Source organism: Microbulbifer sp. ABF4_143 (genome assembly GCF_056160225.1).
This window is the reverse complement of sequence record NZ_JBSWWT010000008.1, coordinates 72,060-89,018: the sequence shown is the minus strand read 5'-3', so window position 1 is coordinate 89,018 and position 16,959 is coordinate 72,060. Positions and strand designations below refer to the sequence as shown.

The window sequence follows — 16,959 nt, the reverse complement described above, 5'->3', positions numbered from 1 at the left end:
TAGAGACCTGTGGAATTAAAGCTCGAACTGCACCGAGGCGCCGAAGAAATGCAGCGCTGTGTCCTTGTAGGTCCCCTGCAGGCGCGGGTTGAACGGCGGGCGGCCGCTCTGATCGATCTTCGGGTCTCCGACCCACCCCAGGGTATAACCGGCGTCCAAGCGCAGCCCCGGACAGAGCTCCTTGCGGGCGCCCAACCCTAGGCGCCAGGTTTTGTCGACAATCACGTCCGCGGTGCGCGAACCGAGATCCTCCATACTGCTGTCGTAGGCGATCCCGGCGGACAGTGACCACCCCCGCAGCGCACCCGCGCTGTACCGGTGCCGCACACCCAGGGCCCCGTGCCAGGTATCGTCGTACTCGCGATTGACCGTGGCACTGGTCTGATTGGGGTTGTCGATTTCAAAACCGACCAGGCCGAAGTCGGACCACTGCTGCCAGTTCAGATTCGCATACAGGGTGGTCGCCGGAGAGAGGGATTGCTGCAGGCTGAGGGTTACCGTCTGCGGCACATTCATGTCGATATTCGTGCGCGCGCCATCGAGTCTCGCCACCAGTTCCGAGAAGAGCGGGCCGAAATCGGCGAGGCGCAGATCGTCCCTGAATTCCCAATCGACCTGCGAGGTGTAAGTCAAGCCCAGGGTCGTGGCGCCGCTCGGTTTGTAGATAACACCGAGATTGCCGCCGTAGCCGATATCGGTGTCGTCGTATTTCAAACGCGCGTCGCCGCCCGCCAGGCCCGCGCGCGGACGGGACTCGTATTTGAAATAGCCTCCCATGATATTCAGGGCCAGGCCGAAAGACAGGCAGTCACTCGCCTTCCAGCTCAGCGATGGCAGCAGGCTCATACCGATCAGGCTGGTCTCGGTGACGAAGCGGCGTCCCTTCCAGCCATCGTCGTAATCCAGTACCCCGCCGAGATTGCCCGACATCGCGAATCCCCAGCCGAACTGTTCACTCAAGCGCCCCGCGGCAAAGAAGCCACCGCCCGGAAACCACTCGATCGCGTTGCCGCCATCGCTGCCGGGTATGTTGCTGCCACCGCCATCGCTGAATTCGAGGTCGCCGTAGAGCAGCTGGGCCGAAACCATCGTCTCTGTGCCGTCCCGCCACAGGGTACCGGCCGGATTGGTATAGGCGGTGGCCGCATCCTCCGGCATGGCCGCCCAGCCGGCGCCGGCGGTACCCAGTGTCGGCGTGCCGATTTCCCACACCATCAGGCCGCCGGCGTGAATCGCCGGCGATGTAAGACAGACGATCACGGCAGACGCGACTACCAATTTTGGGGGCGAGAAGATATGAGGGTTCAAGACCGACTCCTTTCGGTACTGGGCATAAGAACACCTGTTCCGTCGATTGCCCGGCGCTTACTGCCCTGTCTACTCCATAAACTGCATATTGAAGCCCATAAAGACCTGCCATTCCGGCTGACCCGGACCGTCGTCGGCGACGGACCACTGGGGTTCGACAAAGGCGTTGTAGACCGTCTTGCCGCTTTTGATAACCTTCCCGGCTCCGATACCGAGCGGCACGCTGTAGTTGTCGTTCTCGAAGTTGTAGACCCAGATGGGCGCACTTCTGAGGTAATAGCCCCCGCCGACCTGGTAGAACGCAAATGGCTGCAGGGCGCCGACGTTGACATCCGGCGCGCTGCCTGTCCCGGCAAAACTGTGCTGCCAGGTCAGCAGGTAGCCGTACTGAAACTTCGCGCTGTTGCCATTGAACAGCACATTGGCGAAACCCGCCGACCACTTCTCGCTGCCGAGCCCGTCCTCGCTGGCCGTCGGCACGGTAATCTGCGGCCCGATACCAAAGCTGACGGCCGGATTGCCGGTATCGATCAGGTAGGCGGCAAAGACATTGAGATCGCCGAGGCCGGTATTCCTGCTGAGGGACGAACCAGTGGGGAAAGTGTTGATCGGCAGCGATGCGCGCATCAGCCAGTCGCCGTCCGCAATTGAAAAGGGTTTCGCATAGCGGAACCAAAACTGATTGGCGCTTTTATCGATGACGCTGAGATCGCCGATATAGTAGTTCTGCAAATTGAAGGCGGTCATATTGGCGAGCGGGTTGTTCGCCTGGGCGGCGGCGCTGCTGTCGTCCTGCGCCGCCGCGGAAATGGACAGAGTCGAAGAGAGGAGGAAAAAGGGCGAATACTTTTTCAGTGGTCGCAACTTTTCCAGACGCATATTCCCCCTCCGTGGACGCTTCTCCAGCACATGGCACATTCCAGCAGATGGCACATACAGTGCCGCTCAATACAGCATAGAACGGAATGGCCTGGCGGCATCGCCAGCCGATATTTTCGCGGGGATTGCTCCGACAACTTACCTGGCGCGCGACGCGGAGCCGTCGGATAGCGCGTTGCAATGATGGGGGATGAGACGCCCCACCCGCATGGTGGGGCGCACAGGCAGGGCGCAGGATCAGCGCACGCCTTCGAGCAGGTGCCGGGCGATAATCAGCCGCTGTATCTCGCTGGTGCCCTCGTAGATGGTGGTGATGCGCACATCGCGGGCCATGCGCTCCAGCGGGAACTCGCGCGTGTAGCCGACGCCGCCGTGCATCTGCAGCGCCACATAGCAGGCCTCGTTGGCCTTTTCGCTCGCAAACAGTTTGGCCATGGAGGCCGCCGGGCCGAAGTGCATACCGGCGTCCTTCTGCCAGGCGGCCTGCATCAGCAGCAGGCGCGCGGCTTCCATCTCGGTGTACTTGTCCGCCAGCTGCCACTGCAACCCCTGGAACTGGGCCAGCTTCTTGCCGAACTGCTCGCGCTCCTGCAGATAGGCGCGGGCGCAGTCCAGCGCCTCCAGGCCGATACCCAGGGCCAGGGAGCCGATACCGATACGGCCGCCGGCCAGCTCGCCGGCGGCGATGCGGAAGCCGCGGTTCTCCTCGCCGAGCAGATTGGCGGCGGGGATACGGCAGTCCTCGAAGGCCACCTCGTTGGTGACCGAAGCCTTCTGCCCCATCTTCTCCTCGGCCTTGCCGATCACCAGACCCGGCGTGCCCGCCTCCACCAGGAAACAGGATACGCCCTTGCCTTTCGGCGCGTCCGGGTCTGTCACCGCCCAGACCACGAAGACACCGGCGAATTCGGCGCTGCTGATAAACAGCTTGCTGCCGTTCAGCACGTACTCGTCGCCTTCTTTGACCGCGCGGGTACGCATCGCGGCCGCGTCGGAGCCGGAGCCGGGCTCGGTCAGGCAGAAGGAGCCGGCGGCGTATTCGCCGCTGCAAATTTTCGGCAGATATTTGGCCTTCTGCGCGTCGTTGCCCACCGCCTGAATCACTTCGGCGACCATATTGGTCACCGAGGTGGTCGTCGCGGTGGAGGCGCAGCCGCGCGCCAGCTCGGTGATCGCGAGGCTGAACGCAATGGTGCCGGCGCCGGTGCCGCCGTACTCGGGATCGATATTGATGCCCATAAAGCCGAGTTCGGCCAGTTGCTTGAGCTTTTCCAGCAGCAGCTGGCGGTTACCGGTCTTGTCCAGCTCGGCGGCGACGGGTTTCAGTTCGCTGTCGGCAAACTGGCGCGCCGCCTCCTGGATCATCTGCTGTTCTTCGGTGAGTGCGAAATCCATACAGTACCTTCTTTATACTTATCTCGAAGTTTTCATGTAGGAACCTGCTTGCAGGCGAATTCAAGGGTCAACCAAAAACCCCGGGGATCTTCGCCTGCAAGCAGGCTCCTACAGCGTTACAGCGATCTCTCATCCGGTCATCGTTTGCGTAGAGGTAAGTCACTCTATCACCGCCATCCATGGCGCGACGTCTGTGTGTTCGCTTCAGCCCCGGCCCCGCCACCCATGGCGGGTCGCAGGATCGCAAATCAGGCTGCGCCTGATCTGCTTGCGATCCTGCCCTGCTGGATGGCCACACCGAGCATAATCAAAAATAGGCCGACAATGGTTGCCATATGAATCCGCTCGCCGACCAAAATCGCAATCAATAGCAACGAAAGCGGCGGCGAGAGATAAATCAGGTTGCTGATGCGCGCGGTGTTGTCGCAGTACATCATCGCCGCCTGCCACAGCAGGAAGGCGATCCCCATCTCGAACAGGCCCACGTAAATGGCGCCCACCCAGCCGGCCAGCGGCGGCCACTGGAACTGATCGCCCTGCAGCGCCAGCGCCATAACCAGCCACGGCAGGCCGCACAGGAAGCTGAGCAGCAGGTTGATCTCCGCGCTGCCCCCGATACGGGTACTCAGCAACCAGTAGCAGCACCAGATCAGCGTGCTGAACAGCGCCAGAGCCACACCCAGGGGTTGATCGAAGTGTAGCCCCAGCAAGTCGCCGCGGGTGGCGATGACCAGCACACCGCTGTAACAGACCAGTGCGGCCACCAGGTCCCGGCGGCGCAGCTGCTGCTTCAATACCGGCACCGACAGCAGCGCCAGCAGCACGCCCCAGGTGTAGTTGAGCGGCTGCGCCTGCTGGGCCGGCAGCAGGTCGTAGGCATTGAACAACACCAGGTAATAGAGGAACGGATTGCAGAAACCCAGCGCCAGATACCAGCGCCAGTTCCGCCGCCAGGCGCCGGGGACCCTGTGCCAGCCGCGCCGCCAGCTGATCACCGCGGTCATCAACAGGGTGGATGTCAGCGCGGCGATAGTCACCAGCTGCAGCGGCGACAGATACTGCAGGGAGAGTTTGAAGGCGCTGGCCACGGTGGACCAGCAGAGCACCGCCGCCAGGGCCAGCAAATAGGCGCGGCGGTTGTCGACGGACGGGGGCATGGTCATGGCTGCTACTTCTCAATTCGCCAGATACAGGGGGCGCGGGGCTGAGCCACAGGCGTCAACGAGTGGCTCGGCAGTCCCGGCCGGGAACACTACCCTTATGTCAGCGCTTGCCGCCCTTGGCCTTGGGTTCCGGGTCCGGTACCGCCACCGCGGTGTCGGTCTTGACCTCCTGGATCACCACATAGGTGTGGGTCTCGCGCACCCCGGGGATGGAGGCGAGTTTCTCACCGAGGAAGCGGCGGTAGCCGAGCATATCCTTGATGCGGATCTTCACCAGATAGTCGAAACCACCGGCGACCATATGGCACTCCTGCACCTCCTCCAGGCTGGACACATGCTGGTTGAAGGCCTCCAGGGCCTCGGTCGCGGTGTCGGTCAGCGTGACCTGGATATAGACGACGAGGCCGGCGTGCACCTTGAGCGGGTCCAGCAGCGCCACATAGTCGCGGATAAAACCCTCGCGTTCGAGGCGTTTGACCCGCTCCAGGCAGGGCGTGGGGCTCAGGTTTACCCGCCGCGCCAGCTCCACGTTCGGCAGGCGCCCGTGGCGCTGCAGGATGCGCAGTATCTGGCGGTCGATACGGTCCAGATCTTCCAACTGTCGAGACATAGCAACATACCCTACTGGTGATCACGCAAATAGGCGTTATATTTAACCACAACCGGCGGCAATATGGCGATTAATTCTGAGAGCTTTCCCACATAATCCGGGTTTTTATACTGTACCTCAGCCACAGAGTTTGGGAGACATTATGTCGACAACAGTCGCCGGCCAATTCACCAATGAGTTGCACAGTGCCCGCCAGCGGGCCCGCGAATATCTGCACGCCGACGAAAACCAATGCGTCGGCGAACTGCTGGCCGCCCCGCGCCCCAGCGACGCGCTGCGCAAGAAAATCCTGCACACCGCCCGCGAGCTGGTGCGCCACTCCCGCCAGCACCGCAGCAAGCGCGGCACTCTGGATGCCTTCCTGCAGCAGTTCGGCCTCTCCAACAAGGAGGGCGTGGCCCTGATGTGCCTGGCGGAGTCCCTACTCCGCGTGCCGGATGCGGATACTGCCGACAAACTGATCGCCGAGAAAGTGCATTCCGGCAACTGGGCCAGCCATCGTGGCCAATCCGACTCGCTGTTCGTGAACGCCTCCACCTGGGGGCTGATGCTGACCGGCAGTATTGTCGAGCTGGACCCGGATATCACCGAGCAGCCCTCCTCCTGGATGAAGCGCCTGGTCAGCCGCATCGGCGAGCCGATGGTGCGCACCTCGATGATGCAGGCGATGAAGATCATGGGGGGCCAGTATGTGCTCGGCCGCACTATCGAGGAGGCGCTGAAGCGCGGCCCGGCGGAGAACCTGCCCGGCACCCGCTTCTCCTTCGATATGCTCGGCGAGGGCGCCCGCACCATGGCGGACGCGGAGCGCTATTTCGACGCCTATATGACGGCCATCGAAAAGATCGGCCAGAACAACGACAAGCGCGACGTGGTGGAGGCCAACGGCATCTCCATCAAGCTGTCCGCCCTGCACCCGCGCTACAGCGTGCTGCAGCGCGAGCGGGTCATGCACGAGCTGCTGCCGCAGGTGAAGCGCCTGTGTGTGGCCGCGGCCAAATACGATATGGGCCTGAATATCGACGCCGAGGAGGCCGAGCGCCTGGATATCTCCCTGGATATCTTCGAGGCCCTGGCCCGCGACCCCGAGCTGAAGAACTGGCAGGGCCTCGGCTTCGTGCTGCAGGCCTACCAGAAGCGCGCCCCGCACGTGGCCGACTGGCTGATCGCGCTCGGTCGCGACACCGGCCGCAAGCTGATGGTACGCCTGGTGAAAGGTGCCTACTGGGATACCGAGATCAAGCACGCCCAGCAGATGGGGCTCGCCGACTACCCGGTATACACACGCAAGTGCCACACCGACCTGTCCTACCAGGTGTGCGCGCAGAAGCTGCTGGATGCCCGCGACGCCATCTACCCGCAGTTCGCGACCCACAACGCCTATACCGTCGGCCTGATCCTGGAGATGGCCGGCGACAGCGGCGACTACGAGTTCCAGCGCCTGCACGGCATGGGCCACCTGCTGTACGCGCAGGTGGAGGCGGTGCACGGCAAGCGCGTGCCGGTGCGTGTCTACGCCCCGGTGGGCGCGCACCGGGATCTGTTGCCCTACCTGGTGCGCCGCCTGCTCGAAAACGGCGCCAACAGCTCCTTCGTCAACCGCTTTATGGACGAAAAGACCCCGATCGAAGAACTGGTGCAGGACACCCTCGAACTGAGCGAGGCCTGCAACCCCTATCGCCACCCGCAAATTCCGCTACCGGAGGACATCTATATGGGCGCAGAGGCTCTGCCACGGAAAAACTCACACGGCCTGGAGCTGACCGACCCGCTGGCGGTGGAGCCGCTGCTGGAGGCGGTGGAGAAGATGCGCGGCAAGCAGTTCAAGGGTGGGCCCATAGTGGACGGCACCATGGGCGAGGCGGATCTGCCCGTGTACAACCCGGCCAGCGGCGAGCTGGTGGGCCACACCGCCAATACCGACAAGCACCTGATTGACCGCGCCTACGCCTCGGCCACCGAGGCGCAGATCGCCTGGGACCGCCTCGGCGGCAGCGAGCGCGCGAAGATCCTGGACAAGATCGCCGACCTGTACGAGAAGCATATCAACGACCTGACCGCGCTCATTTGCCTGGAGGCCGGCCGCACCCTGAACGACGGTATCAGCGAAGTGCGCGAGGCGGTGGACTTCTGCCGCTACTATGCCAACGGCGCGCGCCAGCACTTCAGCGAGCCGACCCAGCTGCCCGGCCCCACCGGCGAGGACAACAAACTCTACCTGGGCGGCCGCGGCGTCTTCGTCGCCATCAGCCCGTGGAACTTCCCGCTGGCGATCTTTACCGGCCAGGTGGTGGCGGCGCTGGCGGCGGGCAACGCGGTGCTGGCCAAGCCGGCGGAGCAGACCCCGCTGATCGCCGCGCGCGCGGTGCAGCTGATGCACGAGGCCGGCGTCCCCGAGAAGGTGCTGCACCTGATTACCGGTGAAGGCAGCCAAGTCGGCGCGCCGCTGATCGAGGACCCGCGCCTGTCCGGCGTCGCCTTCACCGGCTCCACCGAGACCGCGCGCCTGATCAACAAGCAGCTGGCGGACAAGGAGGGCCCCATCACGCCGCTGATCGCCGAGACCGGCGGCCAGAATGTGATGATCGTCGACTCCACCGCCCTGCCCGAGCAGGTGGTGGACGATGTGATCCAGTCCGCCTTCCTGAGTGCCGGCCAGCGCTGCTCCGCGCTGCGCATCCTGTGCGTGCAGGACGTGATCGCCGACAACCTGCTGGAGATGCTCAAGGGCGCCTGCGAGGAGCTGACCCTGGGCGATCCGTCCAAACTGGAGACCGATATAGGCCCGGTCATCGACGACAAGGCGCTCGGCATGCTGGAAGCCCACCGCGAGCGCATGCGGAAGGAAGCCAAGCCGCTGTTCGCCTTCGACGAGCGCAAGAAGCCGGCCAAAGGCACCTTCTTCGGCCCGCAGGTGGTGGAGATAGAGGATATTTCCGTACTCGGGCGCGAGGTCTTCGGCCCCTTCCTGCACGTGGTGCGCTTCAAGGCCGAGGAACTGGAAGACGTGATCCGCCGTATCAACGCCACCGGCTACGGCCTCACCTTCGGTCTGCACTCGCGCATCGAGGGCCGCGCCCACGCGGTGTTCAAGCGGGTCAAGGCGGGCAACTGCTACGTGAACCGGGATATGGTCGGCGCGGTCGTGGGCGTCAACCCGTTCGGCGGCCAGGGTCTGTCCGGTACCGGCCCCAAGGCCGGCGGCCCCCACTACCTGTTCCGCTTCGCCCACGAGAAGACCAAGACCATCAACACCGTGGCCACCGGCGGCAATACGCAGCTGTTTACGCTGGGGCAATAGCGCCCCGGCCCGGCTGGCGGGCCGCGCTCGCTTCTAAGCGGGCACAGTGGCGGCAAAGCCCCGGGGCAGGTATTTCGAAACGCTGTAAATACATCCCTGTGCGCTCCGTCGGCGACGTCCATGTCGCCGACGGTTCGAAATACCCGCCCCGGGGCTTTGCCTTCATTTCAGACTACGGGACTTTGTTCGCCCTTTTTCGTGCCCGCACCACCAACCAATTCCCTGCCGCCGAATTCGCCAGAAAACGTCTTTACTTTGTGGGAGGCAAAGTAGCCACAGACTGTCGGAGCAAAGCTGGCCATGGACAGCTGCAACCCCATCCTCACCCCCCTGCTCCACCCGGCGGGGCCGGTGGCGCTCGCCGAACGCGACCTGCTGATTGCCGCGGTGCTGATCATGCTGATCGTGATACTGCCCGTATTCGTCATGGCATTCGCCTTCGCCTGGCGCTACCGCGCCGGTGGCGGAAAGGGGCGCTACGCGCCGGACTGGTCCTACTCCGGCAAGGTCGACGCCGCCATCTGGCTTTTGCCCGCGGCCGTGGTCGTAACCCTGGGCTTCCTTTTATGGACGGAAACCCACAGGCTGGACCCCTACCGCCCCCTGGAGCCGGGCGCCGAGGCGCTGGAAGTCGAGGCGATCGCCCAGGACTGGAAATGGCTGTTTATCTATCCGGAGCTGCAGATCGCCACCGTCAATGAGCTGGCCTTCCCAAGCGGCCGCCCCCTCAGCCTGAAAATCACCTCCGACACGGTGATGAACGCCTTTTTCATTCCGGCGCTGGGCGGCCAGATCTACGCCATGGCGGGTATGCAGACGCGCCTCCACCTGCTCGCCGACAGGCCCGGCTGCTTCCGCGGGCGGAACATGCAGTACAGCGGGGACGGCTTTGCCGACCAGCATTTCAGGGCTCTCGCCCTGTCTGCGCAAGACTTCGACGCCTGGGTAGCCAGAGTCAGGCAATCGCCCTCGACACTGGACGGCGCCAGCTATAGAGCGCTGGCGGCCCCCAGCATCGGCCATCCGGTCAGCTACTATTCCGGTGTCACGCCGGGCCTTTTCGAGCACATCATCGCGAAATACGCCGGCGCTCACGCAGACTGACAGGTGGCTGAAAGAACCATCCTCGGCTTTTTCAGCCCGGGTTTGCCGCACATGTCGCAAACCCCCGACGACAAATCAAGCACTCAAGTGCTCGATTTGCGACCCGGCCATCCGTGGCCGGGCTACCCGACTGCTGAAAAATACTTTTCCAGCAGCCTGCTAACACAGGGAGTCGCCTATGCTCGGAAGGCTGAGCGCCGACGCACTGCCCACCTACAGCTGGGTCGCCGTGAGCGGCGCCGTGGTTACGGTGCTCGGCCTGCTGGGCGTGATCGGCGCAATTACCTGGCTCGGCAGGTGGCGCTATGTGTGGCGCGAGTGGATGACCAGCCTCGACCACAAGCGCATCGGCATCCTGTATGTGCTGCTGGCTCTGGTGATGCTGTTGCGGGGGTTTATCGACGCGATCATGATGCGCGCGCAGCAGGCGTTTGCCCTCAACGGTGAAGGCTATCTGCCGCCGGAGCACTTCGACCAGATCTTCAGCTCCCACGGCACCATCATGGTATTTTTTATGGCGATGCCGTTTCTGACCGGGCTGATCAATATCATTGTCCCGCAGCAGATAGGCGCGCGCGATGTCGCCTTCCCGCTGATGAACTCCGTCAGCCTGTGGCTGACCGCCGCCGGCGCCGGGCTGGTTCTTATTTCACTTGTTATTGGCCGATTCTCCACCGCCGGATGGAGCGGCTACCCCCCCTATTCCGGCGCCCAGTACAACCCCGGCGTCGGCGTCGACTACTGGATATGGGCGATACAGGCGAGCGGCATCGGCAGCACTCTCTCCGGTATCAACTTTGTCGTGACCATCCTCAAGCGGCGCGCGCCGGGCATGACGCTGATGCGCATGCCGCTGTTCTGCTGGACGGCGCTGGCCTCCAGCGCGCTGATGATCTTCGCCTTTCCGGCCCTCACGGTGGCCACCGCCGCACTGGCGCTAGACCGCACCTTCGGCATGCACTTTTTCACCAATGCCGACGGCGGCAATATGATGAACTACGCCAACCTGTTCTGGATCTGGGGGCACCCGGAGGTCTACATCCTGATACTGCCGGCCTTCGGCATCTATTCCGGAATTGTCACCACCTTTTCCGCCAAGAGCCTGTTCGGTTACAAGTCCCTGGTGTTCGCCACCACGGTGATCGCCCTGCTTTCCTTTACCGTCTGGCTGCACCATTTCTTCACCATGGGCGCCAGCGCCAACGTCAACGCGTTTTTCGGTATCGCCACCATGGTCATTGCGGTACCCACCGGAGTGAAGGTCTTCGACTGGCTGATGACGATGTTTCGCGGGCGCATCACCTTCCACCCGTCGATGCTGTGGACGCTCGGCTTTATCGTCACCTTTGTGATCGGCGGCATGACCGGCGTGCTGCTGGCCCTGCCGCCGGCCAATTATCTGGTGCACAACTCCACCTTCCTGGTGGCGCACTTCCACAACATGCTGATTCCCGGCGCGCTGTTCGGCTACCTGGCGGGCTATATGTACTGGTTCCCGAAGGCCTTCGGCTTCACGCTCGACACGCGCTGGGGTGTGCGCGCCTTCTGGTGCTGGCTTGTCGGTTTCTACCTGGCCTTTATGCCCCTCTACGCCCTGGGCTTTATGGGCATGGCGCGGCGCATGGAACATTACACCGTCGCCGCGTGGCAGCCCCTGCTCGCCGTCGCGGCGCTGGGCGCGGTGGTGGTGATGGCCGGCATCACCTGCCTCGCCATCCAGCTGATCGTCAGCATCCGCAACCGGGAGCGCGCGCGGGATCTGACCGGCGACCCTTGGAACGGGCGCACCCTTGAGTGGCTCACCGCATCGCCACCCGCCCCGTACAACTTCGCGGTATTGCCGCAGGTGCGCGATATCGACGCGCTGCACGATATGAAACTGCGCGGCTGTGCCTACGCCAGACCGGAGCGCTACGAAGACATACTGCTGCCGAAAAACAGCGCCACCGGCGTGGTGCTGGGCGGGCTCGCCTTCGCGTTCGGTTTCTCCGTGGTGTGGCATATCTGGTGGGCCGCCGTCGCCGCGCTGCTCGGCATACTGGCCGCGGTCATAGCGCGCAGTTTTTGCGACAGGACCGAGTTCCGCCTGCCCGCCAGCGAAGTGGAAAAAATCGAAGCGCGGCGCTTTGAAAATCTCGCCCGAGGAAGAGCGCTGTGAAAGGAGCCCTGGAAAGCAGCGGCGTGATGCCGGAAGCCGAAGTCTATGAGCAGAGACTCTTCGGTTTCTGGCTCTACCTGATGAGCGATGCGATCCTCTTCGCCCTGCTGTTTGCGACCTATCTGGTCATGCTGGGCAACACCGCCGGCGGGCCGGATGGCGAAGCCCTGTTCAGCCTGCCCCACACCCTCGCCGAAACCCTGCTGCTGCTCACCAGCAGCCTCACTTTCGGCTTTGCCTCTCTGGCGCTGGAGGCGGGAAAGCGCCGCCGGCTGCTGATCTGGCTCGCGGTCACCTTCGTTTTGGGGCTGGCTTTCGTCGGGCTCGAGATCCGCGAGTTCCAGGGCATGGTGTCGCGGGGCGCGGGGCCGGACCGCAGCGGATTTCTGTCGGCGTTTTTTACCCTAGTGGCCACCCACGGGCTGCATGTCAGCGCCGGACTTGTGTTTATCCTGGTGATGATGGTGCAGGTGGCGGTCAAGGGCCTGAGCCGGCCGGTGCACTCGCGCTTACAGCGGCTGGGCCTGTTCTGGCATTTTTTAGATATCGTCTGGATCGGTATTTTTTCCGCTGTCTATCTGCCGGGCATGCTGCGATGAAAAACTATCTGACCGGCTATCTGCTGGCACTGGCATTGACCGCCATTCCCTTTGGCGTAGTGGCCGCCGGCGCGCTCCCCAGGCATAGCGCCCTGATTACTATCGGCGCCGCGGCGCTGCTCCAGGTGCTGGTGCACCTGCGCTACTTTCTGCATCTGGGCCTGCGCTCCACGCCGCCGGAGCGGCTGCTTGCCCTCGCCTTTGCCGCCGTGCTGATCCTGATCATGATCGGCGGCAGCCTGTGGATCATGTACAACCTGCACTACCGGATGTGGGTCTGATCCGGCAGGGTCCGCGAAAATAACCTAGTTTCAATAACAACACTCTGTTATTGCACCCTCCAGCGCAGACAACGGACCGCTCTGAATGAAGATTGCCGAAGTCTTGCGCGCCTATGCCGGCAGAAACGGGCTCAAGCGCGCCATCATTCCCCTCGCCGCTTTAGTGACGGCGCCGCTTTTCCTGCTGCTCGCCGTCCTTGCCAGCCCCTGGTGGCTGATCGGCCTGCTCGCCAGCCTGTCGCTGCTGGCGCTGGGCGCCTACGACATGACCCAGCGCTATTCGACCATCCTCAGCAACTACCCGGTGGCCACACGTATCCGCTGGCTGGCGCTCAACCTGCGGCCCTACCTGAGGGCCTACGTGGTCGAGGGCGACGAAGAGGGCAAGCCCTTCAGCTACGAGGCGCGCCGCCTGGTGTACGCCCGCGCCGACGGCACTTCCGACCTGCACCCCTTCGGCACCGAGTACGACGTGGACTCCGAAGAGTATTCCTGGCTGGCCCATTCGATCGCCCCGGCGGAAAAGCCGCAAACCGACGCGCGCGTGGAGGTGGGCACGGAAAGCTGCTCGCAGCCCTACGCGGCCGCGCTGCTGAATATCTCGGCGATGAGTTTCGGGGCCCTGTCCGCCGCGGCGATAGAAGCGCTCAACAAGGCCGCGGCGATCGGCGGCTTCTACCAGGATACCGGCGAGGGCGGCATCAGTCCCTACCACCGCAAACACGGCGGGGACCTGGTGTGGGAGCTGGGCACCGGCTATTTCGGTGCGCGCAGGGACGACGGTCATTTCGATCCGGAACTGTTTCGCGAACAGGCCTGCGACGAGCGGGTGCGGATGACCGAGATCAAGCTCAGCCAGGGCGCCAAACCCGGTCACGGCGGCGTGCTGCCGGGCGCAAAGGTCACCGCCGAGATAGCCCAGGCGCGCAAGGTCCGCGTGGGCGAAGACTGCGTATCGCCCCGCGCCCACTCGACATTCTCCACGCCGATCGAACTACTGGAATTCGCCGCCCGGATGCGCGAACTGTCCGGCGGCAAACCGGTGGGCATCAAGCTGTGTGTCGGGCATGTGTACGAGGTGCTGGCCCTGATGAAGGCCATGCACGAAACCGGCATACTGCTCGACTTTATCGTGGTGGACGGCGCCGAAGGGGGCACCGGCGCCGCGCCGCTGGAGTTGTCGAACCAGGTGGGCATGCCCCTGCGCGACGGGCTGGTAGCAGTGCGCAACGCCCTGGTGGGCAGCGGGCTGCGCGATCGCGTGCGCCTGGCGGCGAGCGGCAAGATCTACTCCGCCGCGGCGCTGGCGGAGTGCCTCGCCATCGGCGCCGACTGGTGTAACGCCGCGCGCCCGTTCATGTTCTCCATCGGCTGTATTCAGGCACAGCGTTGCCATACCGATACCTGTCCCACCGGCATCACCACCCAGGATCCGCGCCGCCAGCGGGGGCTGGTCGTGGATGTGCAGGCGCAGCGGGCCGCGACCTTCCAGGCCAGGACCCTGGCCACGCTGGGCGACATAGTTGCCGCCGCCGGCCTGACCCATCCGAGTCAGCTGCAGCCCCACCACGCCTTTCACCGCATCAGTGCCACCGAATCCCTGCCCGTCGACCAGGTCTGGCATTTTCTCGGCGACAAGGCGCTGCTCGAAGAACCCGAAAAAACGCCCTACGCGCACTGGTGGCGCGCCGCCCGCGCCGACAGTTTCAAACCCGCCATCGACCTGGAGCGCGAGCACTGCGCCGACTTGCGGCGAACGCCCCGCTGAGCACCGCCAAAACACACGGAGGTTCCATGTCGACCGTTTCGGAGATCATCGTCGATACCCTGGTACAGGCCGGCGCCAAGCGCTGCTACGGCATCGTCGGCGATACCATCAACCACTTCACCGACGCCGTGCGGCGCTCGAAGATGGAGTGGATCCATGTGCGCCACGAGGAAGTCGGGGCCCTCGCCGCCGGCGGCGAGTCCTACCTGAGCGGCGAGTTGAGCGTCTGCGCCGGCACCGCCGGCCCCGGCAGCCTGCACTTTCTCAACGGCATCTACGAAAGCCATCGAAACGGCGCGCCGGTGCTGCTGATCGCCTCGAATGTCGACCGCCCGGAACAGGGACTGGGCTTCCCGCAGGAGGTGGATCAGAAGAAGCTCTACGAGCAGTGTTCGGTATTCTGCGAAACCCTATCACACCCGGACCAGGCCAGGCGTATCGTCGCCCAGGCTGCGCAGGCCGCACTCACCCGGCGCGGGGTGGCAGTAGTCATCGTCAATGGCGACACCTTCAAGCTGAAAGCCGGTGACAGTATCCCCTGGTCGGTGCACCGGCCGCAGTCGCTGGTGCGACCGGTGGACCGGGAGCTGGACAAGCTGGCGGAACTGCTCGGGCAGGCCCGGCGGATCACCATTTACGGCGGTATCGGTTGTCGCGGCGCCCGCGAGGCGGTAGTCGCACTGGGCCGGCACCTGGCCGCTCCGATAGTGCACACCTCGCGCGCCAAGGAGTTTCTTGAGCCGGACAATCCCTGCAACGTCGGCATGAACGGCATCCTCGGCAATCCGGCGGGCTACCGCGCGGTGATGACCTGTGACCTGCTGCTGTGCCTCGGCACGGATTTCGCCTACAGCCAGTTCTATCCGCAGGGGGCGACCATAGTGCAGGTGGACATAGATGCCGCCCGCATCGGCCGCCGCACCGCGGTCCACATGGGGCTGGTGGGCGATGTCGCCGCCACCATCGAGGCCCTGCTGCCCAGGTTGGCGCGGCGGGAAGACACGCAATTTCTGCATGAGCTGCGATCCCGCTATCACAAAGACCTGGAGACGCTGACCGAGCGCGGCGAGGAACCGGACCCCCGACTGATCCATCCCCAGTTTGCAGCCCACACGCTGGACAGCCTGGCGGCGGAGGACGCCGTTTTCACCGCCGACGGCGGCTCACCCATGGTTTGGCTGCTGCGCCACCTGCGGGCGAACGGCCGGCGCGCCTTCCTGACCAGCCTGCTGCACGGCACCATGGCCAACGCCTACCCCCAGGCGCTGGGTATTGCCAGGGCCAACCCCGGTCGACAGGTCATCGCCCTGTGCGGCGACGGCGGACTGACGATGCTGCTGGGCGACCTGCTGACGCTGGTGCAGGAACAGATTCCGGTCAAGCTGCTGGTATTCAACAACGGCTCCCTGGGCTTCGTCGAAATGGAGCAGCGGATCGAGGGTCAGTTGGACTGTTTTACCGGGCTCAAGAATCCCGACTTCGGCCAGCTGGCGAAAGTCTGTGGACTCTGGGGGGAGAGGGTCGACGCAGCGGACAAGCTGGCCGGGGCCATGGAGCGCTGGCTGGCGGCGGACGGCCCGGCCCTGCTGGATGTGCCGGTCAACCGGATGGAACTGGTGGTACCACCGAAAGTTACCGCGCAGCAGGTCTCGTCCACGGCCCTGTTCGGGCTCAAGGCCCTGCTCAGCGCGCGCGGGGACGAGGTGATCGATCTGCTCAAAGACAATTTCCTGCGCTGAGCCGGTGCGCCGGCGAAAATCCGCTCCCACAACGGGCGCAGGGTTCGCGATCGAAACGCAGACAAAAAAAAGAGCCGGGGGTTTCCCGGCTCCAGCCAAGTCCTGTGAGATTGCCGAATATCAAAGGACAGAGTGATGCTTTGACCGCCCCGATCAGAAAAAGATCAATTCAGTACGCGATATCCGCGACCGCGCAGACAGTTTCTGGTAATGCGGTCCGCCTCCACGTGCGCACTGCCGACACCGGATACGCCACCCAACACCGCGCCGGCGCCGGCACCGGCGGCGGCCGCGCTGCTGCTATCGCCGATAATCGCGCCCAGGGCACCGCCCAGTAGCGCGCCACCGGCGGCGCGGGTCACGCCCCTGCGCCCCTCATCGGCGCGCGCCGCGTATGAAAGATTCCTGCAGTCCGCCAGGTCTGTCTGGTACTGGCGCATATTCACGCCGTAGGTGTCGATGACTATGCCGCCGGCGCCGGGCACCTGTTCCGGCTGCGTGGCGCAACCAAACGTCAATGCGGTGCCGATGCCGATGGCCACTGCAACTGCAAACTTCATCTGATACTCCCGTCGACCTCGATTCGCCGCGGCGCAAAAAATTTGGCGCCGCAATGTCGCCCTGTTCATCTTTAGGTTTAGCTGCAGGTGGAAG

Annotated in this window: 13 protein-coding genes; 7 read left to right on the top strand and 6 right to left on the bottom strand. The window is 64.0% G+C overall.

Annotated elements, in window-relative coordinates:
• Positions 1 to 15: 15 nt before the first annotated feature.
• From ACXAF3_RS08290 to ACXAF3_RS08270, 5 genes are all read right to left on the bottom strand, one after another.
• On the bottom strand, positions 16 to 1,308 hold the full coding sequence (locus tag ACXAF3_RS08290) for an OmpP1/FadL family transporter (RefSeq protein ID WP_475111824.1): 1,293 nt from the start codon (positions 1,306 to 1,308) through the stop codon (positions 16 to 18).
• 69 nt (positions 1,309 to 1,377) lie between these two features.
• Positions 1,378 to 2,187, bottom strand: a complete 810-nt coding sequence (locus ACXAF3_RS08285) for a hypothetical protein (protein ID WP_475111823.1) — start codon at positions 2,185 to 2,187, stop codon at positions 1,378 to 1,380.
• A 237-nt stretch (positions 2,188 to 2,424) separates the two neighbouring features.
• Positions 2,425 to 3,582 (bottom strand): acyl-CoA dehydrogenase family protein, encoded by a 1,158-nt coding sequence (locus ACXAF3_RS08280; protein WP_475111822.1) that lies wholly within the window; start codon positions 3,580 to 3,582, stop codon positions 2,425 to 2,427.
• Positions 3,583 to 3,830: 248 nt separating this feature from the next.
• Positions 3,831 to 4,745: a DMT family transporter gene (locus ACXAF3_RS08275; RefSeq protein WP_475111821.1), complete on the bottom strand. Its 915-nt coding sequence runs from the start codon at positions 4,743 to 4,745 to the stop codon at positions 3,831 to 3,833.
• 100 nt (positions 4,746 to 4,845) lie between these two features.
• On the bottom strand, positions 4,846 to 5,355 hold the full coding sequence (locus tag ACXAF3_RS08270; RefSeq protein ID WP_475111820.1) for an Lrp/AsnC ligand binding domain-containing protein: 510 nt from the start codon (positions 5,353 to 5,355) through the stop codon (positions 4,846 to 4,848).
• A gap of 142 nt (positions 5,356 to 5,497) precedes the next feature.
• On the opposite strand from ACXAF3_RS08270, the gene putA reads away from it, so the two are divergent.
• The 7 genes from putA to ACXAF3_RS08235 all read left to right on the top strand — a co-directional run bounded on the left by putA (position 5,498) and on the right by ACXAF3_RS08235 (position 16,305).
• Positions 5,498 to 8,656 (top strand): bifunctional proline dehydrogenase/L-glutamate gamma-semialdehyde dehydrogenase PutA, encoded by a 3,159-nt coding sequence (putA, locus tag ACXAF3_RS08265; RefSeq protein ID WP_475111819.1) that lies wholly within the window; start codon positions 5,498 to 5,500, stop codon positions 8,654 to 8,656.
• 300 nt (positions 8,657 to 8,956) lie between these two features.
• Positions 8,957 to 9,760, top strand: coding sequence for a ubiquinol oxidase subunit II (gene cyoA / locus ACXAF3_RS08260; protein ID WP_475111818.1), 804 nt, complete (start codon positions 8,957 to 8,959; stop codon positions 9,758 to 9,760).
• A gap of 178 nt (positions 9,761 to 9,938) precedes the next feature.
• The gene (locus ACXAF3_RS08255; protein WP_475111817.1) at positions 9,939 to 11,918 is read left to right on the top strand and encodes a cbb3-type cytochrome c oxidase subunit I; all 1,980 of its coding nucleotides are present in this window, start codon (positions 9,939 to 9,941) and stop codon (positions 11,916 to 11,918) included.
• On the top strand, positions 11,915 to 12,517 hold the full coding sequence (gene cyoC / locus ACXAF3_RS08250; protein WP_475111816.1) for a cytochrome o ubiquinol oxidase subunit III: 603 nt from the start codon (positions 11,915 to 11,917) through the stop codon (positions 12,515 to 12,517). The genes ACXAF3_RS08255 and cyoC overlap by 4 nt, the downstream gene beginning before the upstream one ends.
• Entirely contained in the window at positions 12,514 to 12,798 is a 285-nt protein-coding gene (gene cyoD, locus ACXAF3_RS08245) for a cytochrome o ubiquinol oxidase subunit IV (protein ID WP_475111815.1), read from the top strand. The genes cyoC and cyoD overlap by 4 nt, the downstream gene beginning before the upstream one ends.
• An 85-nt stretch (positions 12,799 to 12,883) precedes the next feature.
• Positions 12,884 to 14,566, top strand: coding sequence for an FMN-binding glutamate synthase family protein (locus ACXAF3_RS08240; protein WP_475111814.1), 1,683 nt, complete (start codon positions 12,884 to 12,886; stop codon positions 14,564 to 14,566).
• 26 nt (positions 14,567 to 14,592) lie between these two features.
• Positions 14,593 to 16,305 carry a thiamine pyrophosphate-dependent enzyme gene (locus ACXAF3_RS08235; RefSeq protein WP_475111813.1) on the top strand — a complete coding sequence of 571 codons (1,713 nt, stop codon included), beginning with the start codon at positions 14,593 to 14,595 and terminating at the stop codon, positions 16,303 to 16,305.
• 164 nt (positions 16,306 to 16,469) lie between these two features.
• On the opposite strand, the gene ACXAF3_RS08230 is transcribed toward ACXAF3_RS08235, so the two are convergent.
• Positions 16,470 to 16,865: a glycine zipper family protein gene (locus ACXAF3_RS08230; protein ID WP_475111812.1), complete on the bottom strand. Its 396-nt coding sequence runs from the start codon at positions 16,863 to 16,865 to the stop codon at positions 16,470 to 16,472.
• Positions 16,866 to 16,959: the final 94 nt, after the last annotated feature.

What these genes read in the sequence shown, in the direction of transcription:
- ACXAF3_RS08275 (WP_475111821.1), bottom strand. Translation starts at nt 4,745, where the DNA reads ATGACCATGCCCCCGTCCGTCGACAACCGCCGCGCCTATTTGCTGGCC.
- cyoA (WP_475111818.1), top strand. Translation starts at nt 8,957, where the DNA reads ATGGACAGCTGCAACCCCATCCTCACCCCCCTGCTCCACCCGGCGGGG.
- ACXAF3_RS08240 (WP_475111814.1), top strand. Translation starts at nt 12,884, where the DNA reads ATGAAGATTGCCGAAGTCTTGCGCGCCTATGCCGGCAGAAACGGGCTC.
- ACXAF3_RS08255 (WP_475111817.1), top strand. Translation starts at nt 9,939, where the DNA reads ATGCTCGGAAGGCTGAGCGCCGACGCACTGCCCACCTACAGCTGGGTC.
- ACXAF3_RS08235 (WP_475111813.1), top strand. Translation starts at nt 14,593, where the DNA reads ATGTCGACCGTTTCGGAGATCATCGTCGATACCCTGGTACAGGCCGGC.
- ACXAF3_RS08270 (WP_475111820.1), bottom strand. Translation starts at nt 5,355, where the DNA reads ATGTCTCGACAGTTGGAAGATCTGGACCGTATCGACCGCCAGATACTG.
- cyoD (WP_475111815.1), top strand. Translation starts at nt 12,514, where the DNA reads ATGAAAAACTATCTGACCGGCTATCTGCTGGCACTGGCATTGACCGCC.
- putA (WP_475111819.1), top strand. Translation starts at nt 5,498, where the DNA reads ATGTCGACAACAGTCGCCGGCCAATTCACCAATGAGTTGCACAGTGCC.
- ACXAF3_RS08280 (WP_475111822.1), bottom strand. Translation starts at nt 3,582, where the DNA reads ATGGATTTCGCACTCACCGAAGAACAGCAGATGATCCAGGAGGCGGCG.
- ACXAF3_RS08285 (WP_475111823.1), bottom strand. Translation starts at nt 2,187, where the DNA reads ATGCGTCTGGAAAAGTTGCGACCACTGAAAAAGTATTCGCCCTTTTTC.
- ACXAF3_RS08230 (WP_475111812.1), bottom strand. Translation starts at nt 16,865, where the DNA reads ATGAAGTTTGCAGTTGCAGTGGCCATCGGCATCGGCACCGCATTGACG.